Origin of the sequence: Pseudoalteromonas sp. BDTF-M6, from assembly GCF_018334135.1 — a bacterium.
Classification (GTDB): Bacteria; Pseudomonadota; Gammaproteobacteria; order Enterobacterales; family Alteromonadaceae; genus Pseudoalteromonas.
Genome location: NZ_JAGXTQ010000003.1, coordinates 509,249 through 535,486, shown reverse-complemented (window position 1 = coordinate 535,486; position 26,238 = coordinate 509,249). Strand labels below are relative to the sequence as shown.

Here is a 26,238-nt window from a genome sequence, read left to right as displayed (position 1 = left end):
CTTAACGAGTTTGACTTCAGAGCCTATTTTTATCGGCTAAAAGTACGTCTGTAGGTTTCTAAAAGCGGCATATTCCGTTACACTGCGCGTCCTTTTTTTGACCAACCATGGATATCATTTCCCTTGATCGCAACAGCAAATATCGCCATGCAGTTTGGCGCTAAGCCTCTTTTTGAAAACGTTTCCGTTAAGTTCAACAATGGCAACCGTTATGGCCTGATCGGCGCCAACGGCTGCGGTAAATCGACCTTTATGAAAATTCTGGGTGGCGATCTTGAGCCCTCGGCGGGGAACGTGATGCTCGGCGAAGGCGTGCGTCTGGGTAAGTTGCGTCAGGATCAATTTGCCTTCGAAGAATATTCGGTGATGGACACGGTATTAATGGGCAATACCGAGCTGTGGGCGGTGAAAGAGCGACGCGATTTCATTTACAGTCAGGCCGAGATGAGCGAAGAAGAAGGCATGGAAGTAGCCGACCTGGAAGTACGCTTTGCGGAGATGGACGGTTACACCGCGGAAAGCCGCGCCGGCGAGCTTTTGCTTGGCTTGGAAATTCCTATTGAACAACACTTTGGTCCCATGAGCGAAGTGGCACCGGGCTGGAAGCTGCGTGTATTGTTGGCGCAAGCCTTGTTCTCCGATCCGGATGTACTGCTACTCGACGAACCGACCAACAACCTGGATATCAACACCATTCGCTGGTTAGAGCAGGTACTGGTTGAACGTAAGTCGACCATGGTGATCATCTCGCACGACCGTCACTTCTTAAATACCGTGTGTACCCATATGGCCGATTTGGACTATGGTGAGGTGCGCCTATTCCCGGGTAACTACGACGAGTACATGACCGCGGCCACCCAGGCCCGTGAGAAAATGCTTAACGAAAATGCTAAGAAGAAGGCGCAAATTGCCGAGCTGCAAAGCTTTGTTAGCCGCTTCTCTGCTAACGCTTCTAAGGCTAAGCAGGCCACCTCCCGTGCCAAGCAAATCGATAAAATTCAGCTTGAAGAAGTGAAGCCATCAAGCCGCGTCAGCCCCTATATTCGCTTTGAACAAGAGAAGAAACTGCACCGTCAGGCTATTACCATCGAAGGCTTGTCAAAAGCGTTTGAAGCGCCCTTGTTCAGCAACTTTGACTTACAGGTTGAAGCCGGTCAGCGTGTTGCCATTATCGGCCAAAACGGCGCCGGTAAAACCACCTTACTGCGTTGTTTACTGGGTGAGGTCGAGGCCGATCAGGGTTCGGTAAAATGGGCCGAGCAAGCGAAAATTGGTTATATCGCTCAGGATCACGCCGCCGACTTTGTTGAAGACGATAACCTGTTCGACTGGATGAAACAGTGGACCACGGGCGACGACCAGGTGGTGCGCGGTGCTCTTGGGCGCATGTTGTTTTCCAATGATGATGTGAAGAAACGCGTTAAGGTACTTTCCGGTGGTGAAAAGGGTCGCATGCTGTTTGGTAAAATGAGCCTGATCAATCCTAACGTGCTGGTACTGGATGAGCCAACCAACCACCTGGATATGGAATCTATCGAGGCTCTGAACCTGGCCTTGGAAAACTACGAAGGTACCTTGTTTTTTGTCAGCCATGACCGTGAGTTTGTGTCATCCCTAGCGACGCAAATAATTGATATTCGCCCCGAGGGCATAGTGCACTTCCAGGGCTCATATGAAGAGTACCTAAAAAGTCAGGGAATTTAATACCCTAAGGTTCCCGGCTGGCGCCTTCGCCGGTCGGGGCTCATACAAGCCTCTGCCCTAATCCTGCCATTTCCATCTAGGCCTCTTCACTCCAGCGCTCCTTGACTATACTTACTGCTCGAACTCTCAATGGAGGTCAGCAATGCCAAAGTATGTGATTGAAAGAGAAATAGAGGGAGCGGGCGGGCTGTCCGCCGATGAACTGCAAGGGATTTCACAGCGCTCCTGTGATGTACTTGAGCAACTCGGCCCGCAGATTCAGTGGGTGGAGAGCTATGTGACCGGTAATAAGATTTTTTGTGTGTATATTGCCCCGGATGAAGCTCTGATCAAGCAGCACGCCAGTATGGGTGAGTTTCCAATCAGTGCCATTCATGAAGTTAAAACCATTATTGATCCCACCACCGCCGAATAAAGGCCTTCGGGCTTGGCACTCATTGTTGTGGTAGCCAAGCCTCATTAAATGAATAAGCTATCAAAATAATCGATTAACCCAATCTGTTTTTATCGCTGCAACAGATTAAAACCATGAACTATGTTTAATCTCGTTAATCACTTAACTCCAAAACGGGGAGAGAGTTTCATGGGTAAAAAAACACGTCCTTTCATCAGCGCTGCCGCTCTGGCTGTAATCTCGGTGCTCACGCTGGGTGCTCAGGCCGCATCCGTTGAGCCGAAATCAAATCAGTTCTGGTGGCCGGAGCAGCTTGACCTCAGTCCGCTGCGCGCACACGGGGTGGAATCACACCCTTATGGTGACAACTTTGATTATGCCAAGGGCTTTGAAAGTCTGGATCTTAAAGCCGTTAAAGAAGATATTCGCGCCGTTTTGACCGAGTCTCAGGACTGGTGGCCGGCGGACTATGGTCATTATGGCCCCTTCTTTATTCGCATGGCCTGGCATGCCGCCGGTACCTACCGGGTATTTGACGGTCGCGGCGGTGCAGGCGGTGGGCAACAGCGTTTTGACCCGCTCAACAGCTGGCCCGACAATGCCAACCTGGACAAAGCGCGCCGCTTACTGTGGCCGGTCAAACAAAAATATGGCCGCAATATTTCCTGGGCCGATTTAATGGCGTTAACCGGTAACGTGGCCTTAGAAGACATGGGCTTTAAAACCTTCGGCTATGCCGGTGGTCGTGAAGACGACTGGGAGCCGGATCTTGTTTACTGGGGCCCGGAAGGTAAAATGCTCACCGACGAGCGCCGTGATAAAAAAGGCAAGCTAAAAGGGCCTTTGGCGGCGGTGGAAATGGGCTTAATTTATGTCAACCCGCAAGGTCCTCACGGTAAACCCGATCCTCTACTAGCGGCCACCGACATCCGTATGTCTTTCGGACGTATGGCCATGAATGATGAAGAAATCGTGGCCCTTATTGCCGGTGGTCACACCTTTGGTAAGGCTCACGGTGCCAAAAAAGGCGATTGTGTCGGCAAAGAGCCTGCGGCCGCTGCCATCGAAGACCAAGGCTTTGGTTGGAAAAACAAGTGCGGCAAGGGGAACGCGGAAGACTCCATGACCAGTGGTTTTGAAGGCGCCTGGACGGTCACGCCAACGCAGTGGACCACTAACTATTTAGACAACCTATTTAACTTTACCTGGCAGCAAACCACCAGTCCGGCCGGTGCTATTCAGTGGATCCCCACCGATGAGTCGGCGAAGAATCTGGTTCCCGATGCCCATGTTAAAGGCAAGCGCCATGCACCCATTATGTTCACTACGGATATTGCGCTGAAAAAAGACCCTGAATTTCGCAAGATTGCCGAGTCTTTCCGTGCCGATCCCGACAAGTTCGAGCTCGCCTTTGCCAAGGCCTGGTTTAAGCTAAATCACCGCGACCTGGGCCCTCGTGCTCGTTACCTGGGTGATGAAGTACCGAGCGAAGTATTAATTTGGCAAGACTACATTCCCGAGGTGAACCACACCCTGGTAAATGATAAGCAAATTGCCGACTTAAAAGCGAAAATCCTCGATTCTAAGTTGACCGTGTCTGAGCTTGTGCGTGTTGCCTGGGCTTCGGCGTCGAGCTTCCGTGCCAGCGATATGCGCGGCGGTGCCAACGGTGCCCGTCTGGCCATAGCGCCGCAAAAAGACTGGCCGGTAAACAACCCCAAAGAGGTGGCCAAGGTGCTTAAGGTATTGAAGAAAATTCAAAAGGACTTCAATAAAAAAGGCGGTGACACTCAGGTATCGCTTGCCGATTTGATTGTCCTGGGCGGTGCCGCGGCGATTGAAAAGGGCGCCAAGGATGCGGGCTTTAGCATTCGCGTGCCGTTTAAGCCGGGTCGTATGGATGCCTCGTTAGAGTACACAGACGTGGAATCCTTTGCGGTGCTTGAACCGACCGCCGATGCGTTCCGCAACTATTACAGCAGTGCCTGGAAGTCGCCCACGGGTATGCTGGTTGAGCGCGCTAACCTGCTTGGCTTAAGCGTGCCGGAAATGACGGCGCTGCTAGGCGGTATGCGTACCTTGGATGCCAACTACAAGGGCATGGATCACGGGGTATTAACCAAAAATCCGGGAACCTTAAGCAATGATTTCTTTGTTAACCTGCTTGATATGTCGACTAAATGGAGCAAATCAAGCAAGGAAGAGGGTGTGTACGAAGGCTTCGATCGTCAAAGCGGCAAGAAAAAGTGGACCGCGACCTCGGTCGACCTGATCTTCGGTTCCAACTCGGAGTTGCGTGCGATTGCCGAGGTGTATGCATCCGATGATGCCAAACAAAAGTTCGTAGATGACTTTGTTGCGGCATGGACCAAGGTGATGACAGCAGATCGTTTCGATCTAAACTAAACAGACGTTGTGATGTTACAAGGGTCTGTTGACCTTTGTTGTTCGTTTCTGCAGCAGTTTGTAGTGTATTTATACAAGGCGGCACATGTGTGGTGTAGTTATTCTACATAAACATGTAACAACACAGTAGAAATGCGCTACAAGCGCTGCCCTGCGGGTTCATCTAAACGCATTCTGCTCTGTGTTACTCGCTATGAACATAGAATGACTATGCATCATAACGAGCGTCGTGATCAGAATGCGTTTAGATTGAACATAAAGTAAACCGCAAAGATAAACAGACCCTATGGCCGCAAAAGCGGCCCTTTTTTTACGTATTGGTATCGCATCCGAGATGATGTAAAATTAACCGCCCCTTTAGCGGGGACTATGTTTTACAAAATCGAGCGACAGATATGCAGTACTTCAAATATACCCTCATCGTTTTAACCTCATTATTTATGTTTGGCTGTGGTGGCCATGGGTATGAAGGGCACTATGTCAGCACCTCTGACAACAAGGTATTTAATGCCTTGTCGGAACTGGCAGGCGCGAAAAAAATCTACATCGGCGAGAACTTCATCGAAGCGGATGGTCAGCGCACCGAGTTTGACGAAATCTTTGTGCGTGAGCTTAAATCGGGTGACTACCTGGTGTTTAAATCGGGCAATGAAGAACAAACCTGGCTGATTGAAGACGGTGACGTGCTGGTGCGCGATTTAGGCTTAATGTCGTTACGCTTTGAGCCGGTAGAAAAGTAAATTCCACTGATTTGTGGTATCAAGAAGGCAGCACAGGGCTGCCTTTTATTGTTAGTGACTGCTCGCTAGCACCGAATCCAAGGTCTCTTTGTGGTTTTGATTTATATAATTCCAAAATAAACCAAGACGATTGCACGCAAAAAGACGATAATTGGAACATTAAATTCATTAGATTGACCGATATTGCCACCCAGTCTGCTTAGCAGCGCTGGAAAGCTCGGTCATTGCGATTTTTAGAGTACCGATAACACATGGAAATTAAAGTTAATTTTCTCGATAACCTCAGACTTGAAGCCAAGTTTGATGACTTCACCGTGATAGCCGATCAGCCGATACGTTATAAAGGCGATGGCTCTGCACCCAGCCCGTTTGATTACTTTCTGGCATCATCGGCTTTGTGCGCAGCTTACTTTGTGAAGGTGTATTGCAACAGTCGAGAAATTCCAACCGATGGTATTCGCATTTCGCAAAACAACATCATAGATCCGGAAGATCGCTACAATCAGATCTTTAAAATTCAGGTTGAGTTACCAGAGAGTATTTCTGACAAAGACCGCCAAGGTATTTTGCGCTCAATCGAGCGTTGTACGGTTAAGCGCGTGGTGCAAACCGGACCTGAGTTCCAAATCGAGCCGGTAGAGAATATCGACGAAGATGCCCAGGCCATGTTGATGGTGGAGGCCGACCTTGATCACAGCACTTACATTTTGGGTAAAGACCTACCGCTTGAGCAAACAATCCAGAACATGACCGCCATGCTGGCCGATTTGGGGATGAAAATTGAAGTGGCGTCGTGGCGCAATATCGTTCCGCATGTGTGGTCTTTGCACATCCGTGATGCGGCTTCACCCATGTGTTTCACTAACGGTAAAGGCGCAACCAAAGAAAGTGCCCTTTGCTCCGCACTGGGTGAGTTTATCGAGCGCCTAAGCTGCAACTTCTTCTACAACGATCAGTACCTGGGTGAAGAGATCGCACACAGCGACTTCGTCCATTACCCCAATGAAAAGTGGTTCCAAGCGGGTGCAGACGATGCTCTGCCAGAGGGGATCTTAGACGACTACTGTTTAGAGATTTACAACCCGGACGGTGAACTGCAGGCATCGCATTTAATCGACACCAACTCGGGCCGTGTTGACCGTGGTGTGTGTTCGATTCCGTACACCCGTCACTCAGACGGCGAAACGGTTTACTTTCCGCAAAACCTGATCGAGAACTTGTTCTTGAGTAACGGTATGAGTGCGGGGAATAATCTCAACGAGGCGAAAGTTCAGTGTTTGTCTGAAATCTTCGAGCGCGCGATTAAACGCCAGATCATTGAGCAGGAAATTGTGCTGCCGGACGTACCACAAGAGGTGCTGGCCAAGTACCCGGACATTGTTGAGGGTATCGAAAAGCTCGAAGAGCAGGGCTTCCCGATTGTTGTTAAGGACGCGTCACTGGGTGGTCAATTCCCAGTTATGTGTGTGACCCTGATGAACCCAAGAACCGGTGGGGTATTCGCCTCATTCGGTGCGCATCCAAGCCTGGAAGTTGCGTTAGAGCGCAGCCTCACAGAGTTGCTGCAAGGTCGTAGCTTCGAAGGCCTGAACGATGTGCCGAAGCCAACGTTTAACTCAATGGCGGTGTCTGAGCCGGAGAATTTCGTTGAGCACTTTATCGATTCAACCGGTGTGATCTCATGGCGTTTCTTCAGCGCGAAAGCGGATTACGACTTTGTCGAATGGGATTTCTCCGGCAGCAATGAAGAAGAAAGCGAAGCCCTATTCGGTATTTTGAAAGCGCTGGGTAAAGAGGCATATATTGCTGAATTTACAGAAATCGGTAGCGCATGTCGTATTCTCGTGCCGGATTTTTCAGAAGTATACCCGGTGGAAGACCTTATTTGGGATAACACCAACAAGGCACTGCAATACCGTGAAGATATCTTGAATCTACATTCGCTATCGGACGATGCATTGGCCGCCTTGGTAGAGCGTTTGGAAGAAAGCCAGCTTGATAACTACATTGACATCATCACCCTCATCGGTGTTGAGTTCGATGAAAACACCGTGTGGGGACAGTTGACCATTCTCGAGCTTAAGATTCTGATTTACCTGGCACTGGGCGAGTTGGAAGAAGCCATCGAGCTGGTGGGTGACTTCTTACAATACAACGACAACACGGTTGAGCGTGGCTTGTTCTATCAAGCCGTGAACGCGGTGCTTGAAGTAACCCTGGATGAAGAGATGGAGTTGGCCGACTTTATCCATAACTTCTCACGCATGTTTGGCAAAGAAACCATGGAAAACGCCGTGGGCTTGGTCACCGGTGAGGTGCGTTTCTATGGCCTAACCCCAACCAATATGAAGCTAGAGGGCTTGGACAAGCACCTGCGTTTGATCGACAGCTATAAAAAGCTACATAAAGCCCGTGGTGAGTTGTTTAACAAGGGCTAGTCTGAATTAGTTTACCGCCCAGAGTAAGGCGTTGAATTGAAAAATAAAAAAGCGAACCTCAGTGGTTCGCTTTTTTGTTGGCTATGTTAGCGAATGAGTTTGTTATTGAAACATGTCGGTCTAAACAGTAATTGCAGGGTATAATACAAGGCGACGTCATCAATCACATATTGAAACCAAGCATAGAAACTATGAACCGTAAAAAGAAAATTTTTACCAAGCTTAAAGCCAAAGACAAACGCGCGAATGCCAAATTGCACAAAAGCAATAAACCTGCGTATATCTCAAAAGCCGAGCGTGAAAAGTTAGAGCAACAAGAGAATTCGGCATCAGAAGAGTAATTTCACCCGTTTACTGACACGCGATATCCATAAAAATAAATTCGACGATTCACAGCCGGCCGCCAAATAGCCGTTGCTGCCACGCAATGCCTGCTTGATGCCGACCTCCACCTGATAAAACTCGGCGTTAAGCGGCTTGGTGATTATCCTAACTAATTGCTTTTTCTGCTTAATTTCTTAATTGGCTGGCATATTGCCCGGCGCTCATATAGGCTTTTAGCGGTTATTCATTAGCTTATTTACGCAGGGAAATTATGGAAAAGAAGGTTATACAGCTGTCTATTGCCGAACTCATGCTACACAAACGTGGCCCCATGGACGGTGCCGAAGACATTAACTTGTTTCGCTTTGTGCTGAGCTATCCGGCGGAAGGAATTTCGGCCATCGAATCGGTGAAAACCCTGCTGTCGACCGACGAACTGCCGACCGATTGGGACAGCGACTTCGATAAGGCGATTTTGTTTAAAACGCCATTGCGGGGCAAGGCCCAGCTTTCTATCGAGGCCTGCAGCGTCGATAAAGACTCCCAGGCTCAGGCGTCATTTAAAAAGTTGTTAAACAGCATCCTCGGCTCGACCCTGGGCATTTTTACCGGCGGTTTTGGCAGCGCCTATGTGGGTAAGATCACCAATACAGTGGGTAAATCGGTCATCGACGTAATTGGCGACGAGGAAGACGTGGATATTATCGGCAAAGCCACCTATTTGCTCGACTCCGAGCAGTTGCCCGAGACCATTGACCTGCCCTTAGTGGTCGACACGCCCGTAGTAGAGAAAAAATATGTGCTTGTGGGTCATGAAAACAGCGTTAATCGCCGCCGAAAAGTGGTGGAAAACGAGGTGATCCCGGCGGGCAACAACGGCCAAATTCGCATTAAAGTCACCGAGCTTTAGCGGGACTGATTGAATCAGCCTCGCTATTATTAACTCGTTTTACTATTGGCAGCTGACGGCGAAATAGCCGTCACTGTTATTCACCGCCAGCTCTGGCAGTAGGGTGATTAAATGCTGGTATATTTCGGGCTGCTCAAACCTGTTTTTCATCATTAGGCGACGGTGGTGAGGCTGTATCTCGGCGCCGTTATCCCTCAGGTGCTCTAAAAATCGGCGGTAATTGATAGGTCTCTCGGTTCCCGACTCGGGCGGCAGATAGTGATCTAAGCGATAGTTTTTAAGCACAAAATACAGCGGGTCTAAGCGCTCACCATTAGTTGCACCCAAGTAAGGCTCAAGCAGTTTATATTGCGCTATATGCCCCTTGGCGGCGACCGCGTTGGCCAGCTCTAAGGCCGTTTGCTCCGGGATATGAGAGAAGGTCTTTAGCCACAGGGTCAGCTCTTTACTGCCGGCAAACTGTGTCAGTACCTGATAGGCTTCAATACTGGGGGCCAACCCGGCGTTACTGAGTTTATTGACTATCTCCTGCTGCGCAAGCTTGTTATCAAGCACCGCCATCGATGAGATAAACATCCCCATGGCTGCTTTTTGCTGCTCGGACAGGGGCGGCAAATTAAGATTATCCAGCTCCAGGCGCATCAGCTCGGACAGGGGTTTGTTTTGCGCCAGGCTCATCAACAGGGCCGCCGAGTCATTGATAAACAGCTCCATCTCCTTGTCATTATGGCTTTGGCAGTAGTCAAATTCGGGCGATTGGGTAACCGCTTCAACAAACTCTGAGTCGGTGAACTCTTGCCATTGCTTTATGGGCTTTTCTCGTTCTTCAAACCATGTGTTTCGCGCTGAGCAGGCCTCTAATTGCACCTGTTGCTGCGCATCCAAGGCATCGGGGGCTGCAAACGTTAATGGCGTGCTGCCATTATCCCTTGGTAGCTCGGTTAAAGGGTGTATATCGATATGAATACCCAATTGCCTTAATATGCTCGGAGCGCGCTCTATGGCCAGTTGCCCCTGGCGGTGATAATAGTAGCGTTTGCTCCCCAGCTGTGTGCCTTGAATCAGTCGCGATAGGGCGTCTGCGTCGGTCAATGTGCTGCCAAAGGCTTCTATATGTTCAAGCACCACCTGCTGCATGTCACTGATAAACAAAGAATCATTGCGAAAAGCCAGAGGGTATTGCTCACTGAGCATGGCCGCCGCTTCGGTTTTTCCCAGCATCAACAAGGAAGTGAAAGGAATTTTAAGCGGGGTGAGTTGTGGGTCGTTCACCAAGGTGGTGTCCACGTCATAAATAAGGTCTTTGACTTTTTGCGCCAGCTCATAGGCCGGCACATTACCGATTATCAGCTCCTCCAGGCCTTGTTGAGCTAAGGTGTTTCTGTAGAGATAGTCCATGTGAAAGCTTGAAGGCAAGCGTTTATCTTGCTGCATTTGCATTGGCAGTTCGTCAAGACGCTCGATAAAAGACGCCATGGCCCTGGCCTGGGCCGTCTCAACTTCCGTTTGAGGGTTGGCAGGGATATTTTTTTGAATGTAACTTTTAATGGCCGTGCGCTGCTTGAGGCTTGCCTGCAAGGCTGCGGTGCTATTGTGCCAATAGACAAGCGCTCTGGCATCCATGCCAGCGGCCCACAGCGCTAGGCTAATATCGTCCAGGCTATGGCCTTGTTTTAAGGCGCGGGCGGCTAATAGCTCCAGCTGCTGACGATTTTGAAAATGATGCTGATTAAAGAGCTCTTTTAAGTTCTCACACAGCTCGCTATCCAGGGTTTGCTCGGGAAAGGGCTCAGGAACATAGCGCTTTGTGGGCTTCTTTTTTCCTTGGGAAGCATTTTGTTGTTGCGTATTTTTCTCTTCGGAAACCTCAGTTATCTGCATTGCTTGTTGCTTATCCGCCGACGGCAGAAAAAAATAGGCCAGAAGGCCTCCCAAAGCCAGCATCCCCAGGGTCAAAATCGTTTTTTTCATGGCTTTCCTTGCTTACTATTTGAGCATGACATCATAACGCCATTGTTAATCTAATTTGGTTATAAAACAACCTTATATCCTCTATGTACAGGGGATTGTCCAACAAAGCTTACAGCGGATGAGTGGGTCCAGTGGCTCGGGCTTTTGTTTCTATTTCTTATAGGTGAAAATGCGCCATTAGTTAATAAAGCATTCAGTTATGGAGACATTGGAATGGCAAAATTGCTGCAAGTCGACTTTCAATATAATGGCCCGTATGGACAGCAAATGACGGATCAGCTGGTTGAACTGGCTAAATCTATTAATAATGAGCCGGGCATGATCTGGAAAATTTGGACCGAAAGTGAGCTAGAGCAGTTAGGCGGCGGCATCTACTTGTTTAAGGACGAAACCAGTGCCAGGAATTATCTAAACATGCACAGTGCGCGTTTGCAGGCGATGGGTATTAGTGAGGTGCGTGGCAAACTATTTGATGTTAACCAAGCGCTCACCCTGATTAATAAGGGACCAATCGGCCCAGCCTAATAGTCAGTTATTGGCAACAATTTATATAAAAAGCCCACTTTCGTGGGCTTTTTTGTGGTTACATCTTGCCTAGGGTGAGCATCATGGCAGTGTACATTTTCAGGTTGAGTGCCAGTTGCTCCTCGGTAATAAATTCATGCTCCGAGTGGCCGGTGTAAGGCTTGCCCGGCATTGACGGGCCGAAGGAGACGGCATTGTCGAACAGCTTGGCATTGGTGCCGCCGCCGATGGAGACAAAGGAGGCATCCTGAGCGCCTGTGTAGTGTTTGAAAATATCCAACAGCGCCTGAGCATGGGGGGCATTATCAAGCAGCATGGGGGTGCCAATTTCCACTTCCACATTGCTCAAGGTCACCTGGTGTTGTTGTTGCCACATCTTTAGGGCAGTATCGATTTGCTCGGCCAGAAGCGCTTCATCTTTGCCCATGGGGCGGCGTAGGTTCACCGACAATGTGATGTCGTTACTTTGCTCGTCGCGGTTTAGCAGCGTAGGCGCCACCGTCATCGGACCCATAAAATCGTGCTCGTAGGCGATATCACCGAATTGCTTACCGTATAAGCCCAGGCCAATCAGTTCGTTAATAAACATCAATGCCTGACCATCGCTGTTCTTAGCCAGGGCTACACCGTCAAATATGGCGGCTAGATGAGCAATGGCGTTAACGCCCGCTTCCGGCTCCGATGAATGTGCCGACGTGCCTTTTACCCGAATATGCAGGCCGTCTTCTTGCTCGACCATGGACACCTTAACGCCTTGTAGGGCGCTGATATTGCGCTGGAGTCGGGTTTTAGTCTGGTCGTCGGCGTTATGCACAATGACACTGGCGTCTTCGGGAATTTGGCTGACAAAGGCACCGCCTTTAAGGTTTGATGCATACAAGCCGTCGTTTGGATTGGCGCCGCTAAAGGTGGGGGCAATCAGGCTCCAGCCTTTTTCCGCCACCACCACCGGGTAGCTGGCGTCTATGGTGACCGCATATTTGGGCTGCTCATAGGTTGTCATAAACTCACGGATCGGACCCCAGTCCGACTCCTCAGCCAGGTAAACCATCAGCTCGATACGGTTATCAAGCTCTATGTCCTTGTCTTTTATGGCTTTCATGGCATATAAAGCGGTGGCAATGGCGCCCTTGTCGTCTTCACTGCCACGAGCGATAAGCTTGCCTGGCTCGGTGGTTTTATCAAGCTCAAACGGGCTCTTTGCCCATTTGCTGGCATCGGCTGGCTGTACGTCGCCATGAGTCACTATGGTCACCTTGTCGCGTTGCTCACCCATGCCAATGAGCACCGTGTAGCCGAAATCCTGATAGTCGAATCCAAATTGTTCCGCCTTCAATTTTAAGTAGGATTTGAAACCGATAAAGACCGGGTTGTTTGGCGCTTTGATGTCGCCGGTATTGACGGTGGGAAAAGACACCAGGTTTTCCAGGGTATGAATTTGTGCTTCTTGGTACTGGGAGAGAGCGTACTGCGCCACGGCATCTTTGTCGCTGCTAACCGTTGCTGCCAGCGCCGATGTGCTTAGTAACGCCAGGGCTGAGGCCAAAATAGAGATTTTCAATGTTGTTCCTTGATGTTGATGTGCGTTAACGACCAAGATTGTAACGCTAGCACTGGAGACGATGCCAGTTTTTACCGTATCTTGGGTCTGATTATCTTTGCGTTTTACTTTAGGTTCATTCTAAACCCCTTCATTAGCGCGTCGCTGGAAGGACGCCAATGTGTTGCCTGACACACGCATCGGTGAGAATACGAATGGGAAAATAGATACCATCGAAGCCTAAAGTTATTTACCATATCAGGCCTATGGTTAAATTCTTCTTTGTTAAATACCTGGCCTTTTTAGTTGGTTGTACGCTGTGCTTTGTATTGCATGCGCAATTTGCCGTGCCCGTGGTGTTGGCGGCCAGTGTCACCGGCTTGTTGGGCAGCTTTATACCCCTTTCTCAGGCCTTTGGTCCACATCCTCGGGGGGCAGTTTATGCCGGTAGCTTTGCCGGCATGTGTTCGGCGGAGTTGATCGGTAGTTACTGGCATATAGCGTTACTGGCTTTGATCGGCACCTCTTTATATGCACTGACCATAAATATGTTTACCGGCTTTGGCGGTAAACTCGGTGGGGTGGCCTTTGTCAGCGTGGCGCTGTTTATGCTAACCCGGGGGGGCCTATGGTAACCCTGGCGTTTGTTCTGCTGGCGCTGCTTGGCGCCCTAAGCACTTATATGTTGGCGCAACGTCGGCGTTTTGATGCCATACGTGCGTCGGCCTTGTCGGCTATTTTTGCCTATGGCTTGTTATGGCTGTTTAGCGATAATCCCGACCTCTATGCGCTGGTATTTTTCGGTGGCACCTTTATCGGGATGAGTGCGCCGCATCGTTTCGGTTTTTATACCCTGACCAGCTCGGCCATTATTTTTGCGCCTTTATTTCAATACCTGGTGCCTAAGCTAAATGGTTATGGGGGCGCTTTGGGACTGAGCGCTTTTATGGCTATTTGTGTCTGCCATGTTGCCATCTTATTGGGAGGGCCAAGGAGCATAAAAAAACCGCCGGGTTGAAGTGGCGGTTTATCTTGGTCACTAAATTCTAATAATCGAATTTGTGCTGGCTAAAGAGGCCTTGCACTCGTTGCCACATGGGCCCGGGTCGGCCCTGGCCTATTTGTTTACCGTCGACTTTAAGCACCGGCCCCACTTCTTTGGTGGCCGAGGTGATCCATACCTCATCGGCGCTCAGCAGCTCGTCCTTGCTTATTACTCGTTCTTCAATACGCAGTTCGCTGTGACTGTGTACTATCTGTAATATTAACCAGCGGGTGATCCCCGGGAGAATCTGCGTGTCCAGTGGCGGCGTGGCAATCACCCCATCCTTAACGATAAAGACATTACTGGAGCTGGCCTCGGTGATCTCACCCAGGGCGTTATATAAAATGGTTTCCTTGTTACCGACCCGGGCGCCGCTTTGATAGTGCATCACATTACCGAGCAGGGCGGTGGACTTGATATTACAGCGCTGCCAACGTCGGTCTTGTTCCAGGGAGACCTCGTAGCTGGTTGCCGTATCGGCATCCTTGCTGGGCTCGCCGGGCAGGGTAAAGCAAAACGCAAATACCGTGGGCGCGACGTTGCTGGGGTAGGCGTGATTACGCTTGCTGTCGGTGCCTCGGCTCACGTGCAGATAGATGCCCTGGTTAGGCCCCGGATTTGTGCTTAACAGCGTCTCGCAAATCTCTCGCCATTGCGCGGGGCTGTAATCAAGGGCGATTTCGATGGCGGCCAAGCCCTGTTGCATGCGCTCGATATGAGCATTAAAACCAAGCATTTTGCCATGATAGGCGGGGATCACCTCATAGATGCCATCGCCAAAGAGAAAGCCGCGATCCATGGGCGAGATCTTCGCCTCCTCGGGGGCCATATAGTCGCCATTTAAATACACTTGGCTCATTGTGTTTCCTCATTCAGTGGGCAAAAAGCCCGTTAACCGTCGTAATTCTGTGATCACAGCTTGCCCGTGAGTGGCATCCAGGCTGTCTTCGGTGGCCTCGTTGCGTTTGGTGACGCCATCGACGCTGCCATGCTTGCTTAAATACGCCAACCAATGCTGCGGGTCAATGGCTGCGAGCATGTCTTCTCGTTGCCACAGGGAAAAAAAGGCGATTAAGCCATAGGCGCCCCAGTTAGAGACATCGGCAATAATCAACTCATCGCAGCTGGTCACGCTGGGGGTAATGGCCAACTGGCTTAGTGCCGACGCCACTTTACCCATGCCGATTTCATTACCGCCATCGCCGATAGCAATGCTGGGGCACGGTGCGGTTTCGACAAAGGGATCGAAACTGGCACAGCCTTGGCTAATATCCTCGCCGCGCATATTGCAATAGCCGCCGCCTTGATTGAGCCCCGGGCGTTCTATGGACAGCACACAGCCTACCTGCTCGGTGGCGAAATACTGCTGGGCCAGAGACTGTGCCTGCGTCAGATTGTGGATGGGCAACTCAAAACAATTAAAATCTTCGGCCAGCTTGCTGTAAAGGGGGTTGCCACAGACCAGCAGCGGATCTTTACCTAGCTTTTGCAGTGCTAAATACAGGGCAATGGCGCCAACCGGGCCATCGGTTTCAAAGGTGCCGGCAACCCAAAAGCCGGTGCCGATCAGAATTTTGCCTTCGGCCTGATACAGCGCCTGGGCGCTGCGATACACATAACCTGGCTGCAAGGCCGGTTGTATCTGCGCCATGCCGCGTAGATTTCGGGCTACCAGGAGATCTTCGATGCGGCGACTGAGCTGCAACTCGGGGTTTAGCGGACACATAAGGCGCGGATCTCGATAATGGCGTTCACCGCTTCCAGGTTGTCGCCGTGGACACACAGGGTGTCGGCTTTTAATGCCAAGGTGTTGCCGCCATCGGTTTGCACCGTCCCGTCACTGACCAGTTGTTGCACCTGCACTAACATTTCGGTTTTGGTTAACACGCTACCGGCCTGGTTGCGCGGCATCAGGGTGCCGGCATCGGTGTAACGACGATCGGCAAAGGCTTCAAACAATAGGCTCACGCCTTGTTTATCGGCCAATTCACGGTAGTTTTCGGAGTTGTTGCCCGCCAAAATCATCAATTTGAGGCTTGGGTCGTATTGAGCCACGGCTTGCAGCACACAGACAAAAATCTGCTCCTTGGCCATCATATCGTTATACAGGGCGCCATGGGGTTTAACATATTCCAGCTGCAGCCCTTGTACCTTGGCCATGCCGGCCAGGGCGGCGATTTGATAGTGCAGATCGGCAATAAGCTCGGTGGGGCTCAGCACCATGGAGCGACGGCCAAAGCCTTGCCGATCTGGGTAGCTGGGGTGAGCTCCAATATGTACCCCGTGTTGCTTGGCCAGCGCCAGGGTGCGTTGCATCACCAGGGGATCACCGCCATGAAAGCCACAGGCAATATTGGCCAAGTCGATATGGGCCATGGCCAATTCATCTTCGCCCATAGTCCAACTACCAAAACTCTCGCCTAAATCACAGTTCAGTAACATGGTGCCTCCTACAAGGTTGCCAATGAGGTATTTTTGATGTCGAGTATCAGCATATGCCCGGGGCTATGGGTAATGCAAAAGTCCGGGCGGGCATTGCTGATGGCCACCTGAGGAGTAACGCCACAGGCCCAAAATACAGGCACCTCACCGTCGTTGATGGTCACCGCCTCGCCGAAGTCGGGGCGATTGATATCCTTAATGCCAATCGCAGCGGGCTCGCCAAAATGCACCGGCGCGCCGTGTACACTGGGGTAGCGACTACATATCTGGATAGCACGAATGGCGTCTTTGGGTGTCATTGGGCGCATGCTTACCACCTGGTTGCCGACAAAAGGCCCGGCGCCGGTACAGGCTTGATTGGTGATATACATGGGCACATTTTTATGTTCGCTGATGTTGCGGATTTCAATGCCGTCGGCTAACAGCGCTTCCTCAAAGGAAAAGGAGCAGCCGATTAAAAAGCTCACCAGATCATCGCGCCATATATCATTAACCTGGGTTGGCTCGCTGACCAACTGTCCTTGCTCAAACACCCGATATTTTGGCAGGTCGGTGCGTATATCCAGATCCTCAGCCAGCGCCTTGAGGCTCACCGCACCCGTCTCGGTTTGTCCCAGCAAGGGACAGGATTTGGGGTTGGCCTGACAAAAGCGCAAAAAGTCATAGGCGTATTTTTGCGGCAAAATTACCAGGTTTGCTTGTACAAAGCCCGGTGCAAAGCCCGAGGTATGGCCGGTGTAATCACCGGCGCGGATCAACCTGCGGATATCCGCGGGGGTGTGTAGCGAGGCATTGGCATCCATTTTCATACGCCTTATCGGTTCGTGCACTCGGAAAAGCCCAAGCGCTTAAGTTATTGCTTAATAGTAACAGGTAATTGCCCGCGTGGGGTTTGCTCTCCGAGCAGCACCTTGGCCAGGGCACTAAAGGCCGGGCCTTGTACCTTCTCGCCCTCATCCACGTCTATGTTATAGGCGTAGGTAGCCAGTATAGCATCGGCATAGTGGCCAAAACGGGCGATGTCGTAGGGGGCGCGCAAACTGACAAATACCGTAGGCTTGTGCGTTTGTTTCGCCTGCTTTAATAAGCGCTCTAAGGCTTCGGGCTGCTGCGCCTGACTCAGGGCAAACTGGGCAATGGCGTCGCCGTCATCCATACCGCCAATTTCCACGGCACTTTGTGCCGGGCTGGCATTACCGGCAATAACCAGATCAACCTCTTTAATTAGCGCCTGTGCCTTAGCAGGATCATGACCTTGCAGGCTCAGGCAGTGAAATTGGATGTCGGTGAGCTGTCCCTGCAGCGCTTGTTCCAGGGCCATGCACTTGCGGGTGTCGGGCATAATAATGGCCACGCTTTTGGCACCCTTGAGCAGAGAAGCGGTGTGCTTGCCATTTTTGATATCTGTTATTGCCGCGCTGGCAAGCTCAGCCTCAGTGGCGCGGTGTTTGGCGTTGCCAAGCACTTGTTTGGCCAGGGCCTGCTGTTTGCCCAGATCCCTATGGTGTTCTGGCAGCAATTGATAGCTGGCCTTGAGCGCCATCACCCGGGCTGCCGATTGGCTAAATTCACCTGCATCCAGATCGCCCGTTTGCACCGCCTTGGCAACGGCATCGATCAGCGCCGAAAGTTTGGCGATATCTCCCTGGTTACGCACGGCAATGGGCATCAGGGCAATATCCACACCGGCCTTAAAGGTGTTGATAACGGCGTCTTCGGCGCTAAAAAAGTGACTGATCCCGGCCATATCCAGGGCGTCCGTGATGGTTACACCGTTATAACCGAGTTCAGTGCGTAGCAAGTCGGTCATAATGGCTCGGGACATGGTGGCCGGTTTGATCATGGTATCGCCATCCTTGCTGACAAAGGTGGAGTTGTCCAGCGCCGGATATTGAATATGGGCGGTCATGATCATCCCCGGCGCATGACCGGCATCGATAATGCGTTTAAAGGGGGCAAGATCCTGAGCCATCACCTGCTCCTTATCATGTGCTACGCGTGGTAAACCCGTGTGGCTGTCTACATTGGTATCGCCATGACCGGGAAAATGCTTTAATGCGGCTATTACCTGTTGTTCCTGGTAGGCGTCGACCTGAGCACCTCCAAGTTCGGCCACAAGTTGCGGGTCTTCACCGAAGGAACGGACATTGATCACCGGGTTATCCGGGTTCATATTCACATCGACCGTGGGGGCATAGTTTAGGTTAATGCCCACGGCACGGAGTTCACTGGCGATGATTTCAGCACTGCGGCGGGCAAAGTCGGTGCCATGGCGCGCATAGGTGGCGCCAATGGACATATTACCGGTCATGGCCGTGCCTAAATCCCGAGGGATCCGGGCCACTCGACCACCTTCCTGATCTATGCTGATAAACAGCGGAGCACCGAGCTCGCTTTGTTGCGCCGCCTGTTGCAACTGTTGCGTTAACTTAACCATTTGCTCGCTGCTTTCAAGGTTTTCTGCGAACAGGATCACGCCGCCTATTTGCTGCTCTGTAATGAGCTTGGCCAAAGGCTGGGGTAAGGAGGTCATGGGGGTGCGACAGCGGGCGCTGTTAATATCCTTATCCTCACAGTAATAGCGAAAATCCAGCATGAGTTTTTGGCCGATTTGCTGTTTTAGCGTCAGCGCTGGGGCGGCTAGGCTAGATGCACTCATAAATACACATCCTAAAATGGCGAATTTGGTTAGTCTGTTTGGTTGCAGGCGAAGCGCCAACGCACTCGTTAAGCGGCGGAAAATCATGGCGAGCTCCCTTGGAATAAAGTATTCATGATTTTATAGTGAGCAATGGCGTAAACACAAGGCCTTAAACTCGCCTATTTCTCAGCTAACATCTTCTATTCTTTGTGGGTATCCCCTAATTTGCGAATACGAGTTTAATAATATTTTATTCCAAGCTATGCTAGGGCAATCACGTATCAGCTATTGCCTCATTATGTCAGAGTCTCCTAGGGCTATGGAAGCCTTCATTGATGCCATGACCGCCGTCCTTGGTCGCGAGCAAGTGATCACCGATTATGCCTTGCGTTATGCCCTGGGCACAGACGCCAGCTTTTATCGCTTAACTCCCCAGTGCGTGGTCTTGGTCAAAAGCGCCGAACAGGTTCAGAAGGTGGTGGTAAGCGCTGCCGAAAACCGGTTGGCGATAACCTTTAGGGCCGCTGGCACAAGCCTTTCCGGGCAGGCTATTAGCGACAGTGTGCTGGTATTGCTGAGCGATGATTGGCAAGACTATAAGGTGGCCGAGGACGGCAGTTGGATCAGCCTGTCGCCCTCGTTAATCGGTGCGCGGGTGAATCGCATTTTGGCTCCCTATGGGCGGAAAATTGGCCCGGATCCGGCGTCGATAAACAGCTGTAAAATAGGTGGTATTGCTGCCAATAATGCCTCGGGCATGTGCTGTGGTGTCAAACACAATAGCTACCATACCCTCAAAGACATGGCGATTATCTTTGCCGATGGCAGCTATCTGGATACCGCCGATAAAAACTCCAAGGCGGCGTTTCGACAAAGTCACAAAGATTTGCTCACCGCCCTTGAGCAACTGGCGCAGCGTGTGCGCGAAAACGAGGCGTTAAGCACTCGCATTGCGCATAAATACCGCTTAAAAAATACCACGGGGTATGGCCTTAATGCCCTGGTGGATCACCATGACGGCATAGAGATCATCAAACACCTGATGATAGGCTCGGAAGGGACTCTTGGCTTTATTGCCAACATTACCTATAACACGGTCGTTGAGCCCGCCTTTAAACGCACAGGCCTGTTTACCTTTGCGGATGTGGATAGCGCTTGTGTGCTGATTGAACAGCTGAGCGCCTTGCCCATCGCCGCCGTAGAAATGCTCGATAAACGGGCGCTACTCTCGGTGCAGCAGCATGCGGTGATGCCACAAAATGTCGCCGATTTCCCCTCTGAGGCCACCGCTTTATTAATAGAGATTAGCGGTGAAAATCAGCAGGCCCTCGACGAACTTGATAACGCGGTGAATGCTATCTTGGCGCAATATCAATCGCAGCTCGTGCATCACTATCCCCTGAGCGATGATATCGAGCTGGCGCAGGCTCTATGGAATGTGCGTAAGGGCACCTTCCCTGCGGTGGGGGCGGTGCGCGAAACGGGGACCACGGTGATCATCGAAGATGTGGCCTTTGCGCTGGCGGATTTAAGCCGGGGCATTAAGGCGCTGCATCAATTGTTTGATAAACACGGGTACAGCGAGGCCATTATTTTTGGCCATGCCCTGGCCGGTAATCTGCATTTTGTCTTTACCCAGGCCTTTGACAGCCCAGAGCAGCTCCAGCGCTATGATGAGTTTATGGCCGATGTGGCGCACCTGGTGGCGGTTGAATTAAAAGGCTCTTTGAAGGCGGAGCATGGCACCGGGCGCAACATGGCTCCCTTTGTCGCGCTCGAGTGGGGCGACGAAGGCTACGCGGTGATGCAGCAAATTAAGCAATTGTTTGATAAGCAGGGGATTCTTAACCCGGGCGTGATCATCAACGGGGATCCCCGCGCTCATCTCCAGCATGTTAAAACCATGCCTGCCAGCGATATACAAATCGATAAATGCATCGAATGTGGCTTTTGTGAGCCGGTGTGCCCATCCAAGGAATACACCTTAACGCCGCGCCAGCGTATCAGCCTAAAACGACACGAGCAGCAGTTACTTGATGAACGACCCACGCATCCTGATGCCGTTGGCCGTCTCTTTGCGGTGCAGCAGGGCTATCAACATCTGGCCATCGACAGCTGCGCCGCCACTGGCTTGTGTGCCACCCGCTGCCCGGTAGGAATTGACACCGGAGCCTATATTAAATCATTGCGCGTCAAGCAGATGAACGCCAAGCCGGTGATCACTAAAATCGCCAATTGGACGGCAAACCACTTTGCCATGACCAGTGCCTTAGCCCGAGTGGGCGTGCGCGGCGCTCATCTCAGCGCCAGACTCCTGGGTGCGCAGCGGCTTGAAGGTTTTAGTGCCCAATTACAAAGGCGCTTCGGTACACCACTTTACTACAGCGCCTGGCCCGAGGCGCAACACACCGAGCAGAGACGCGTCAAGGTCAATGGCGGCGAGGCCAGGGATAAAGTGGTTTATGTGCCCAGTTGCGCTAACCGCATTTTTGCGAACGCCGCCGAGCCGAGTATACAGCAAAGGCTGCAAAGGCTGTGCGACAAGGCGGGACTAAGCCTGGTTATACCCGAGGAGGTCACCGAGTTATGCTGCGGCATGCCATGGCAAAGTCGTGGCTTAAGTGAGGTGGCGATGCAAAAACAACAGCAGTTGCAACAAACCATAGCACGGCTGAGTGAGGGCGGACGCTGGCCCGTGGTTATAGACGCCAGTCCCTGTGCCCTACAAAGTCAGCCTCAGGAGCTGGGCGGCGCTCGGGTGCTCGATAGTATGGGTTTTGCGTGCGAATACTTGCTACCCCGTCTGGCCATTGAACCCAGCAGCGAGCCGCTGTGGCTGCACATTACCTGTAGCTCGCAGCACTTAGATGGCGGTGTCGCCATGCTAACCCTGGCCAGGGCGTTGAGCTCCAAGGTGAGTACCACTGAGGTCAGTTGTTGCGGATTTGCCGGCGATAAGGGCTTTACTCATCCGCAGTTAAATGAGCACGCGCTGCGCCATGTGAGCGCCAATAAACCCAAGGGATGCTCGGTGGGTTATTCAAATAGCCGCACCTGTGAGATTGGCCTAACAAGGCACAGTGGAGTGATCTTCTCTTCCCTGCTGGCTTTGTTGGATGAGCGAGCGGCGGCACTCGCTAGCTAGACGAGGGAGTGAGCCTTAAGCAGCAATTGGTGGGCTTTAAGCCCGGCGATAATTTTAATTCTGGCGTCGATGCACCCGAGCAGGGAAATGGCCGCGGCCGTGAGCAGCAAGGCATCGTCGAGTAAACCTGGCATGGGGCTGGTGTCGGCCAAGAGATCGTAAGGAAAGAGGGTATAGGCCATAGTTGTAACGAGTGCGAGGCGATGTATCAGTGTGCACTTATCGCCGCGGATGGCATAATACAAAAGCAAGGCCCGTGTTAGGGTCGCGTGCAGTCGATCAAAAAACCAGCTTGGCGTAGTCTTCGTGACTCCTGCCTTTGAGGCTTTGCAGCGCTGTGATGTATAGGTTCTCTTGTTCATTGCATCCCCTCCAACGGCCACCAATTTACCTCGGGAGGGGACAAAATAATATTACAGCTAATTACGCCGTCGCTAGTTTATTCTTTGCAACTAAAGCGATAGGCGTCGTCCAGCTCAAGGGGCAGGACGACCGAGTAAATGCCCAGTGCGTCGGTAGTGGCGCACATCTCGCTAAACTCGGGGCTACCAACACCACTCACCCCCAGGTATTCAACGTGAAATACGGGTTTGTTGGCATCTACAAAGGGACGTAGCATGTCACATTCATTCCAGCGAATGCATGACTCGTTGATAGCGAAGTCATAGTAGCTGTGCAGGTCCGCCAATTGGCTCAGATTATTCTTTAAACCCACCGCCAGTTGTTGATCATGGGCCGCAGTTGCCAGAAAACGGTTATAGCTGAGCTGCTGTTCATAACTGATACTAAAGCCGCTTTTCTGGGTGTGTACGTCGACATTATCCGGATCGACGGCGTCGCAACCCTTGCTTTTAGCCAAGGCGATACGTGCAGACATCACCGCCTTCACCGATTCATGGGTGGTGTCCAGCCAGTGCTCACCGGGCCAGTCGCCAAGCGGAGCGCCTATGGCTTCGGCGGCGAAATCATTGGCATCAGGGCGCCATTCTTCGTGGGTGCCGGCAGAGAAATAGCAAATCGCTTTGGCGCCGCTGCTTTTAATTTCGGCTATGGTCTGAGCGCTGACATCAAACAGATCAAAGACATAGGCATCGACAGCGTATTCGGTATTGAGTGCCCCTTGGAGCTGCATTTGATAACTGGCGCCGGCACTGAGAAACCCTTCACTCGGTGGCTGAGGTTCGGGCTCGGGTTCCGGCTCCGGATCGGGTTCTGGAGCCGGGTCGACAGGCTCTTCACAGAGCTTACGCGGACGGCATTGTTTGCCGGTATCCGGACCTGCATTCTTAAATATGGTGTAATCCGCAAAAGCCGTGGTTTGTTCTTTTTGTTGGGTGCTTGGCGCGGCGTTTAGCGCACCGCAACTAATCAATAATGACAAGAGTAAGACATTGTATTTTGAGCGCATTTCAAGCCTAAAGTATTAATTTTTAGTATGAAAAAAAGTGTATGACGCAAATTCGAAGTCCACTAGTTTTTTTCGTACAAAAGGGTTAAAAATAAGTAAAAAGTATTAATATTTTGCGTGTTTTAAGCTGAATTTTCCCTGAAAGCCGGCGGTGTTTCGCCTATTGCAATGCCATGTCACTGACTGCAATCTGGGGGGGGGTCATTAGCTATCTGAATTTAATAAGGTAAATACAGGTTGAAAAACCATCTTAAACGGAGGCGCTGGGTATAAGGCTATTCAGTTTTTTGCATCAGTGCTGAGGGGGGAAGGTGGCTTGATATGGAGTGGGTTTCAGGTGTTAGAGCTGTCGCGGCCAGCAGATGCGAATATGAGCTCCACCTGTCTGCGGATGGTTACCCAAGGATAACTGGCCGCCATGCCATAAGCATATACGCTCGACGATATAAAGACCGAGACCGTAACCGCTGGCAACCGCACTGTCTTTGGAAGATGAAAAGGGCGCTAACAATAAGTCTGCGTCGTTGGGCAGGCCGGGGCCATCGTCATAGACTTCCAGCACCTGCATTTGATCTTGTTGATGAAGCCTTAATACTACTTGATGTTGGGCATATTTAACGCCATTAAAGAGCAGATTCTGAACCAGAATTGCAAAGCTATTAGGTTCACAATAGAGCTTGTCCAAGGCCACCTGGGTCTCGATATTGACATCGGTAAAGAGCTGATTCTTACTCGCTTCTTGATTGATAAACTCTTTTGCATCAAGCGCCTGTAATTGCAGGGGCTGAGTTAAATACTCGACCCGGGCAAAATCCAAATATTGACAAAGACGGTTTTCGATTTCGTCGATATTGCGTTGCATGGTGTGTTGAATTTCTTCATCGAGATCGCTATGCAAGGAAAGCACAAAGCGCATTCGTGACAAGGGTGTGCGGATTTCGTGAGAGATGATCCGCGATAAATCTTCGTGTAGTTGAATAAACTTACTGATGCGCTCCGACATCTCGCTCAGGGTTTGCGCCAGGGGGTAGACGGTAGAGCTGGGCTTGACCTTGGCGGTGAAGGCTTTCTTTTCTCTGGCGAAGCGTCGAGAGGCGCGTTTTAGCTCGGCTAAATCTTTGAATACCGGCCAGATAAATGACATCACCAGAAGTGCAATGGCGCTATAGACCAACAAAAAATAGATGCTATGTTCATCCGGCGGTGGCGCCACGGTAATAGGTCCGATGCGATACACTGTGTCGGCCTTATCGCCGCTACCAAGGACATAAACAAAATTGCCCTCGCTTTGGACCACCGTCAGCATTTTTTGCTTGTTAAGCTGCTGTGCCAAGGTTGGAGGCAGGGCGAGATCGTGTCGATTTAAACTGACCAGGCTATCGCCCTTATTATCGATCAGCGCTGGCCATTGGCTTACCGGCAGGGCAATGCTGGGGGATTGTTCAAATACATAGTTTTGATAGATTTGCCCAAAGGCGATCAGTGCTGCGATAACACTAACAATGATAAATACGTAGAGGCGAAAAAACTGCTTACGCATCGTGCTCGGTCGGTACTTGAAGCAGGTAGCCTTCGCCGCGAATAGAGATAATGTCTAGCCCTTCAATGCCATGATCGCGAATTTTGCGGCGCAAACGGCTCACTTTAAGATCGGCGGCGCGATCTAGTCCGTCGTATTCTCGGCCGATGATTTCCTTAAACAAGGTCTCCCGTGACAAAGGCGTGGGATAGTTTTGGATAAACAGGGTAAAGAGTCGGATTTCATCGTCATTAAGGTTGAGCTGATGCTTTTGGTACTGGAGTTGACGATGCGTGGTATCTAATTTTAATGGGCCTATGGCCTTGGTGGCTTCGCCTTTGCCGCTGATACGCAAACTGTTGTTGATGCGTGCGAGTAATAATTCCGGGCGAATAGGCTTGATCAAATAATCGTTGGCACCCAGGTTAAGCCCTTTTATTTGTGAGCGATCCGAGTCTAAGGCCGTTAAAAAGAGCACCGGGCAGCTAAAATGCTTTTTAAGCAGGGGAAAGAGCTCGAAGCCATTGCCATCTGGGAGCATTACATCGCAGAGAATGATATCCGGCTGCAGTTGGTCGAAGCAGGCCTTAAAGGCGGCGATACTATTTACTATGCTTACATCAAGTCCATTTTTGCTTAAGTAACGACTAATTAGGCTGGCTAACTCCTTGTCGTCTTCTATAAGTAGAACCTGGTGCGTCAATGTTAAATACCCCAACCAAAACGTCTTCTTACGCGATAGTTTTTTGAGGCGAGTTTCCCCACCTCGAGTTTTTGTTCTGCCAGTACCATTCCAGATTGATCGGTGAGAGTGATAGTGGTGGTGGCTTCAAGCGTGACTCGATAGGTCACCGACACCCTGTTGCCGTTAAAACATTCATATTGTCGCTTTGGCAGAGCAATACTGATACACAGTTGCTCCGCCAAAGCCGACGCCGCATTGACATGGATTTCCATGGTGCAACTGGCGGCTTGCAGCTCGCCGATGCAGGTGTGAGGAGATACCTTAAGGGTACCCTCCACAGCAGATTGCATGGATGCGGGTAGCATAGATAGGGCGACAAAGTAATTAACTAGCATAAGATG

Annotated in this window: 23 protein-coding genes; 11 read left to right on the top strand and 12 right to left on the bottom strand. The window is 51.0% G+C overall.

From position 1 onward, the window contains the following. Positions 1-123 precede the first annotated feature (123 nt). From KD147_RS09565 to KD147_RS09535, 7 genes are all read left to right on the top strand, one after another. Positions 124-1,704, top strand: a complete 1,581-nt coding sequence (locus tag KD147_RS09565; RefSeq protein WP_212547675.1) for an ABC-F family ATPase — start codon at positions 124-126, stop codon at positions 1,702-1,704. Positions 1,705-1,846: 142 nt separating this feature from the next. Further along, positions 1,847-2,119 (top strand): DUF4242 domain-containing protein, encoded by a 273-nt coding sequence (locus tag KD147_RS09560; protein ID WP_105254350.1) that lies wholly within the window; start codon positions 1,847-1,849, stop codon positions 2,117-2,119. 168 nt (positions 2,120-2,287) lie between these two features. Next, positions 2,288-4,504, top strand: a complete 2,217-nt coding sequence (gene katG, locus KD147_RS09555; protein ID WP_212547674.1) for a catalase/peroxidase HPI — start codon at positions 2,288-2,290, stop codon at positions 4,502-4,504. 395 nt (positions 4,505-4,899) lie between these two features. Then, a complete protein-coding gene (locus tag KD147_RS09550; RefSeq protein ID WP_105189303.1) occupies positions 4,900-5,244 on the top strand; it encodes a hypothetical protein in 345 nt (114 codons plus the stop codon). 251 nt (positions 5,245-5,495) lie between these two features. Then, the gene (locus KD147_RS09545; protein WP_212547673.1) at positions 5,496-7,682 is read left to right on the top strand and encodes an OsmC domain/YcaO domain-containing protein; all 2,187 of its coding nucleotides are present in this window, start codon (positions 5,496-5,498) and stop codon (positions 7,680-7,682) included. Positions 7,683-7,873: 191 nt separating this feature from the next. Next, positions 7,874-8,023, top strand: coding sequence for a DUF2986 domain-containing protein (locus KD147_RS09540; protein WP_105189348.1), 150 nt, complete (start codon positions 7,874-7,876; stop codon positions 8,021-8,023). 254 nt (positions 8,024-8,277) lie between these two features. Further along, complete coding sequence (locus KD147_RS09535) at positions 8,278-8,916, top strand: hypothetical protein (RefSeq protein WP_212547672.1); 639 nt, start codon at positions 8,278-8,280, stop codon at positions 8,914-8,916. Between the two features lie 42 nt (positions 8,917-8,958). Here KD147_RS09535 and KD147_RS09530 read toward each other — a convergent pair whose 3' ends face one another. Then, entirely contained in the window at positions 8,959-10,887 is a 1,929-nt protein-coding gene (locus tag KD147_RS09530) for a hypothetical protein (RefSeq protein ID WP_212547671.1), read from the bottom strand. A gap of 213 nt (positions 10,888-11,100) precedes the next feature. On the opposite strand from KD147_RS09530, the gene KD147_RS09525 reads away from it, so the two are divergent. Next, on the top strand, positions 11,101-11,412 hold the full coding sequence (locus tag KD147_RS09525; RefSeq protein WP_212547670.1) for a monooxygenase: 312 nt from the start codon (positions 11,101-11,103) through the stop codon (positions 11,410-11,412). 58 nt (positions 11,413-11,470) lie between these two features. Here KD147_RS09525 and KD147_RS09520 read toward each other — a convergent pair whose 3' ends face one another. Next, positions 11,471-12,967 carry a dipeptidase gene (locus KD147_RS09520; RefSeq protein WP_502710226.1) on the bottom strand — a complete coding sequence of 499 codons (1,497 nt, stop codon included), beginning with the start codon at positions 12,965-12,967 and terminating at the stop codon, positions 11,471-11,473. A gap of 251 nt (positions 12,968-13,218) precedes the next feature. Here KD147_RS09520 and KD147_RS09515 point away from each other — a divergent pair, with 251 nt between their 5' ends. Continuing rightward, positions 13,219-13,587 carry a hypothetical protein gene (locus KD147_RS09515; protein WP_199883024.1) on the top strand — a complete coding sequence of 123 codons (369 nt, stop codon included), beginning with the start codon at positions 13,219-13,221 and terminating at the stop codon, positions 13,585-13,587. Beyond that, positions 13,581-13,970: a hypothetical protein gene (locus tag KD147_RS09510; RefSeq protein ID WP_105254357.1), complete on the top strand. Its 390-nt coding sequence runs from the start codon at positions 13,581-13,583 to the stop codon at positions 13,968-13,970. Before KD147_RS09515 ends, KD147_RS09510 begins: the two co-directional genes overlap by 7 nt. Before the next feature lie 28 nt (positions 13,971-13,998). Here KD147_RS09510 and KD147_RS09505 read toward each other — a convergent pair whose 3' ends face one another. From KD147_RS09505 to KD147_RS09485, 5 genes are read right to left on the bottom strand one after another with little or no spacing between them, the layout of a single operon-like run. Continuing rightward, on the bottom strand, positions 13,999-14,856 hold the full coding sequence (locus tag KD147_RS09505; protein WP_105254358.1) for an aminotransferase class IV: 858 nt from the start codon (positions 14,854-14,856) through the stop codon (positions 13,999-14,001). A gap of 9 nt (positions 14,857-14,865) precedes the next feature. Continuing rightward, positions 14,866-15,723 (bottom strand): glutamate cyclase domain-containing protein, encoded by an 858-nt coding sequence (locus KD147_RS09500; RefSeq protein ID WP_105189295.1) that lies wholly within the window; start codon positions 15,721-15,723, stop codon positions 14,866-14,868. After that, on the bottom strand, positions 15,711-16,439 hold the full coding sequence (locus tag KD147_RS09495) for a 5-oxoprolinase subunit PxpA (RefSeq protein ID WP_212547668.1): 729 nt from the start codon (positions 16,437-16,439) through the stop codon (positions 15,711-15,713). Before KD147_RS09495 ends, KD147_RS09500 begins: the two co-directional genes overlap by 13 nt. A gap of 8 nt (positions 16,440-16,447) precedes the next feature. Then, on the bottom strand, positions 16,448-17,242 hold the full coding sequence (locus KD147_RS09490; protein WP_212547667.1) for a putative hydro-lyase: 795 nt from the start codon (positions 17,240-17,242) through the stop codon (positions 16,448-16,450). Positions 17,243-17,292: 50 nt separating this feature from the next. Beyond that, positions 17,293-19,098: a glycoside hydrolase family 3 protein gene (locus tag KD147_RS09485; protein WP_212547666.1), complete on the bottom strand. Its 1,806-nt coding sequence runs from the start codon at positions 19,096-19,098 to the stop codon at positions 17,293-17,295. A 301-nt stretch (positions 19,099-19,399) separates the two neighbouring features. Here KD147_RS09485 and KD147_RS09480 point away from each other — a divergent pair, with 301 nt between their 5' ends. Next, positions 19,400-22,225 carry an FAD-binding and (Fe-S)-binding domain-containing protein gene (locus KD147_RS09480; RefSeq protein WP_212547665.1) on the top strand — a complete coding sequence of 942 codons (2,826 nt, stop codon included), beginning with the start codon at positions 19,400-19,402 and terminating at the stop codon, positions 22,223-22,225. Here the strand turns inward: KD147_RS09480 and KD147_RS16945 are convergent. From KD147_RS16945 to KD147_RS09455, 5 genes are all read right to left on the bottom strand, one after another. After that, on the bottom strand, positions 22,222-22,587 hold the full coding sequence (locus tag KD147_RS16945; RefSeq protein WP_283247834.1) for a DUF1232 domain-containing protein: 366 nt from the start codon (positions 22,585-22,587) through the stop codon (positions 22,222-22,224). The genes KD147_RS09480 and KD147_RS16945 overlap by 4 nt on opposite strands. 77 nt (positions 22,588-22,664) lie before the next feature. After that, on the bottom strand, positions 22,665-23,633 hold the full coding sequence (locus KD147_RS09470; protein WP_212547663.1) for an endo alpha-1,4 polygalactosaminidase: 969 nt from the start codon (positions 23,631-23,633) through the stop codon (positions 22,665-22,667). 340 nt (positions 23,634-23,973) lie between these two features. Then, entirely contained in the window at positions 23,974-25,173 is a 1,200-nt protein-coding gene (locus KD147_RS09465) for an ATP-binding protein (protein WP_212547662.1), read from the bottom strand. Then, positions 25,166-25,855: a response regulator transcription factor gene (locus tag KD147_RS09460; RefSeq protein WP_212547661.1), complete on the bottom strand. Its 690-nt coding sequence runs from the start codon at positions 25,853-25,855 to the stop codon at positions 25,166-25,168. Before KD147_RS09460 ends, KD147_RS09465 begins: the two co-directional genes overlap by 8 nt. A gap of 2 nt (positions 25,856-25,857) precedes the next feature. Next, positions 25,858-26,232 (bottom strand): DUF3019 domain-containing protein, encoded by a 375-nt coding sequence (locus KD147_RS09455; protein ID WP_212547660.1) that lies wholly within the window; start codon positions 26,230-26,232, stop codon positions 25,858-25,860. Between the last annotated feature and the right edge of the window lie 6 nt (positions 26,233-26,238).

Excerpts from the sequence above, each read along its gene's own strand:
- KD147_RS09560 (WP_105254350.1), top strand. The coding sequence starts at position 1,847 with ATGCCAAAGTATGTGATTGAAAGAGAAATAGAGGGAGCGGGCGGGCTG.
- katG (WP_212547674.1), top strand. The coding sequence starts at position 2,288 with ATGGGTAAAAAAACACGTCCTTTCATCAGCGCTGCCGCTCTGGCTGTA.
- KD147_RS09550 (WP_105189303.1), top strand. The coding sequence starts at position 4,900 with ATGCAGTACTTCAAATATACCCTCATCGTTTTAACCTCATTATTTATG.
- KD147_RS09545 (WP_212547673.1), top strand. The coding sequence starts at position 5,496 with ATGGAAATTAAAGTTAATTTTCTCGATAACCTCAGACTTGAAGCCAAG.
- KD147_RS09540 (WP_105189348.1), top strand. The coding sequence starts at position 7,874 with ATGAACCGTAAAAAGAAAATTTTTACCAAGCTTAAAGCCAAAGACAAA.
- KD147_RS09535 (WP_212547672.1), top strand. The coding sequence starts at position 8,278 with ATGGAAAAGAAGGTTATACAGCTGTCTATTGCCGAACTCATGCTACAC.
- KD147_RS09530 (WP_212547671.1), bottom strand. The coding sequence starts at position 10,887 with ATGAAAAAAACGATTTTGACCCTGGGGATGCTGGCTTTGGGAGGCCTT.
- KD147_RS09525 (WP_212547670.1), top strand. The coding sequence starts at position 11,101 with ATGGCAAAATTGCTGCAAGTCGACTTTCAATATAATGGCCCGTATGGA.
- KD147_RS09515 (WP_199883024.1), top strand. The coding sequence starts at position 13,219 with ATGGTTAAATTCTTCTTTGTTAAATACCTGGCCTTTTTAGTTGGTTGT.
- KD147_RS09510 (WP_105254357.1), top strand. The coding sequence starts at position 13,581 with ATGGTAACCCTGGCGTTTGTTCTGCTGGCGCTGCTTGGCGCCCTAAGC.
- KD147_RS09505 (WP_105254358.1), bottom strand. The coding sequence starts at position 14,856 with ATGAGCCAAGTGTATTTAAATGGCGACTATATGGCCCCCGAGGAGGCG.
- KD147_RS09500 (WP_105189295.1), bottom strand. The coding sequence starts at position 15,723 with ATGTGTCCGCTAAACCCCGAGTTGCAGCTCAGTCGCCGCATCGAAGAT.
- KD147_RS09495 (WP_212547668.1), bottom strand. The coding sequence starts at position 16,439 with ATGTTACTGAACTGTGATTTAGGCGAGAGTTTTGGTAGTTGGACTATG.
- KD147_RS09490 (WP_212547667.1), bottom strand. The coding sequence starts at position 17,242 with ATGGATGCCAATGCCTCGCTACACACCCCCGCGGATATCCGCAGGTTG.
- KD147_RS09485 (WP_212547666.1), bottom strand. The coding sequence starts at position 19,098 with ATGAGTGCATCTAGCCTAGCCGCCCCAGCGCTGACGCTAAAACAGCAA.
- KD147_RS09480 (WP_212547665.1), top strand. The coding sequence starts at position 19,400 with ATGGAAGCCTTCATTGATGCCATGACCGCCGTCCTTGGTCGCGAGCAA.
- KD147_RS16945 (WP_283247834.1), bottom strand. The coding sequence starts at position 22,587 with ATGAACAAGAGAACCTATACATCACAGCGCTGCAAAGCCTCAAAGGCA.
- KD147_RS09470 (WP_212547663.1), bottom strand. The coding sequence starts at position 23,633 with ATGCGCTCAAAATACAATGTCTTACTCTTGTCATTATTGATTAGTTGC.
- KD147_RS09465 (WP_212547662.1), bottom strand. The coding sequence starts at position 25,173 with ATGCGTAAGCAGTTTTTTCGCCTCTACGTATTTATCATTGTTAGTGTT.
- KD147_RS09455 (WP_212547660.1), bottom strand. The coding sequence starts at position 26,232 with ATGCTAGTTAATTACTTTGTCGCCCTATCTATGCTACCCGCATCCATG.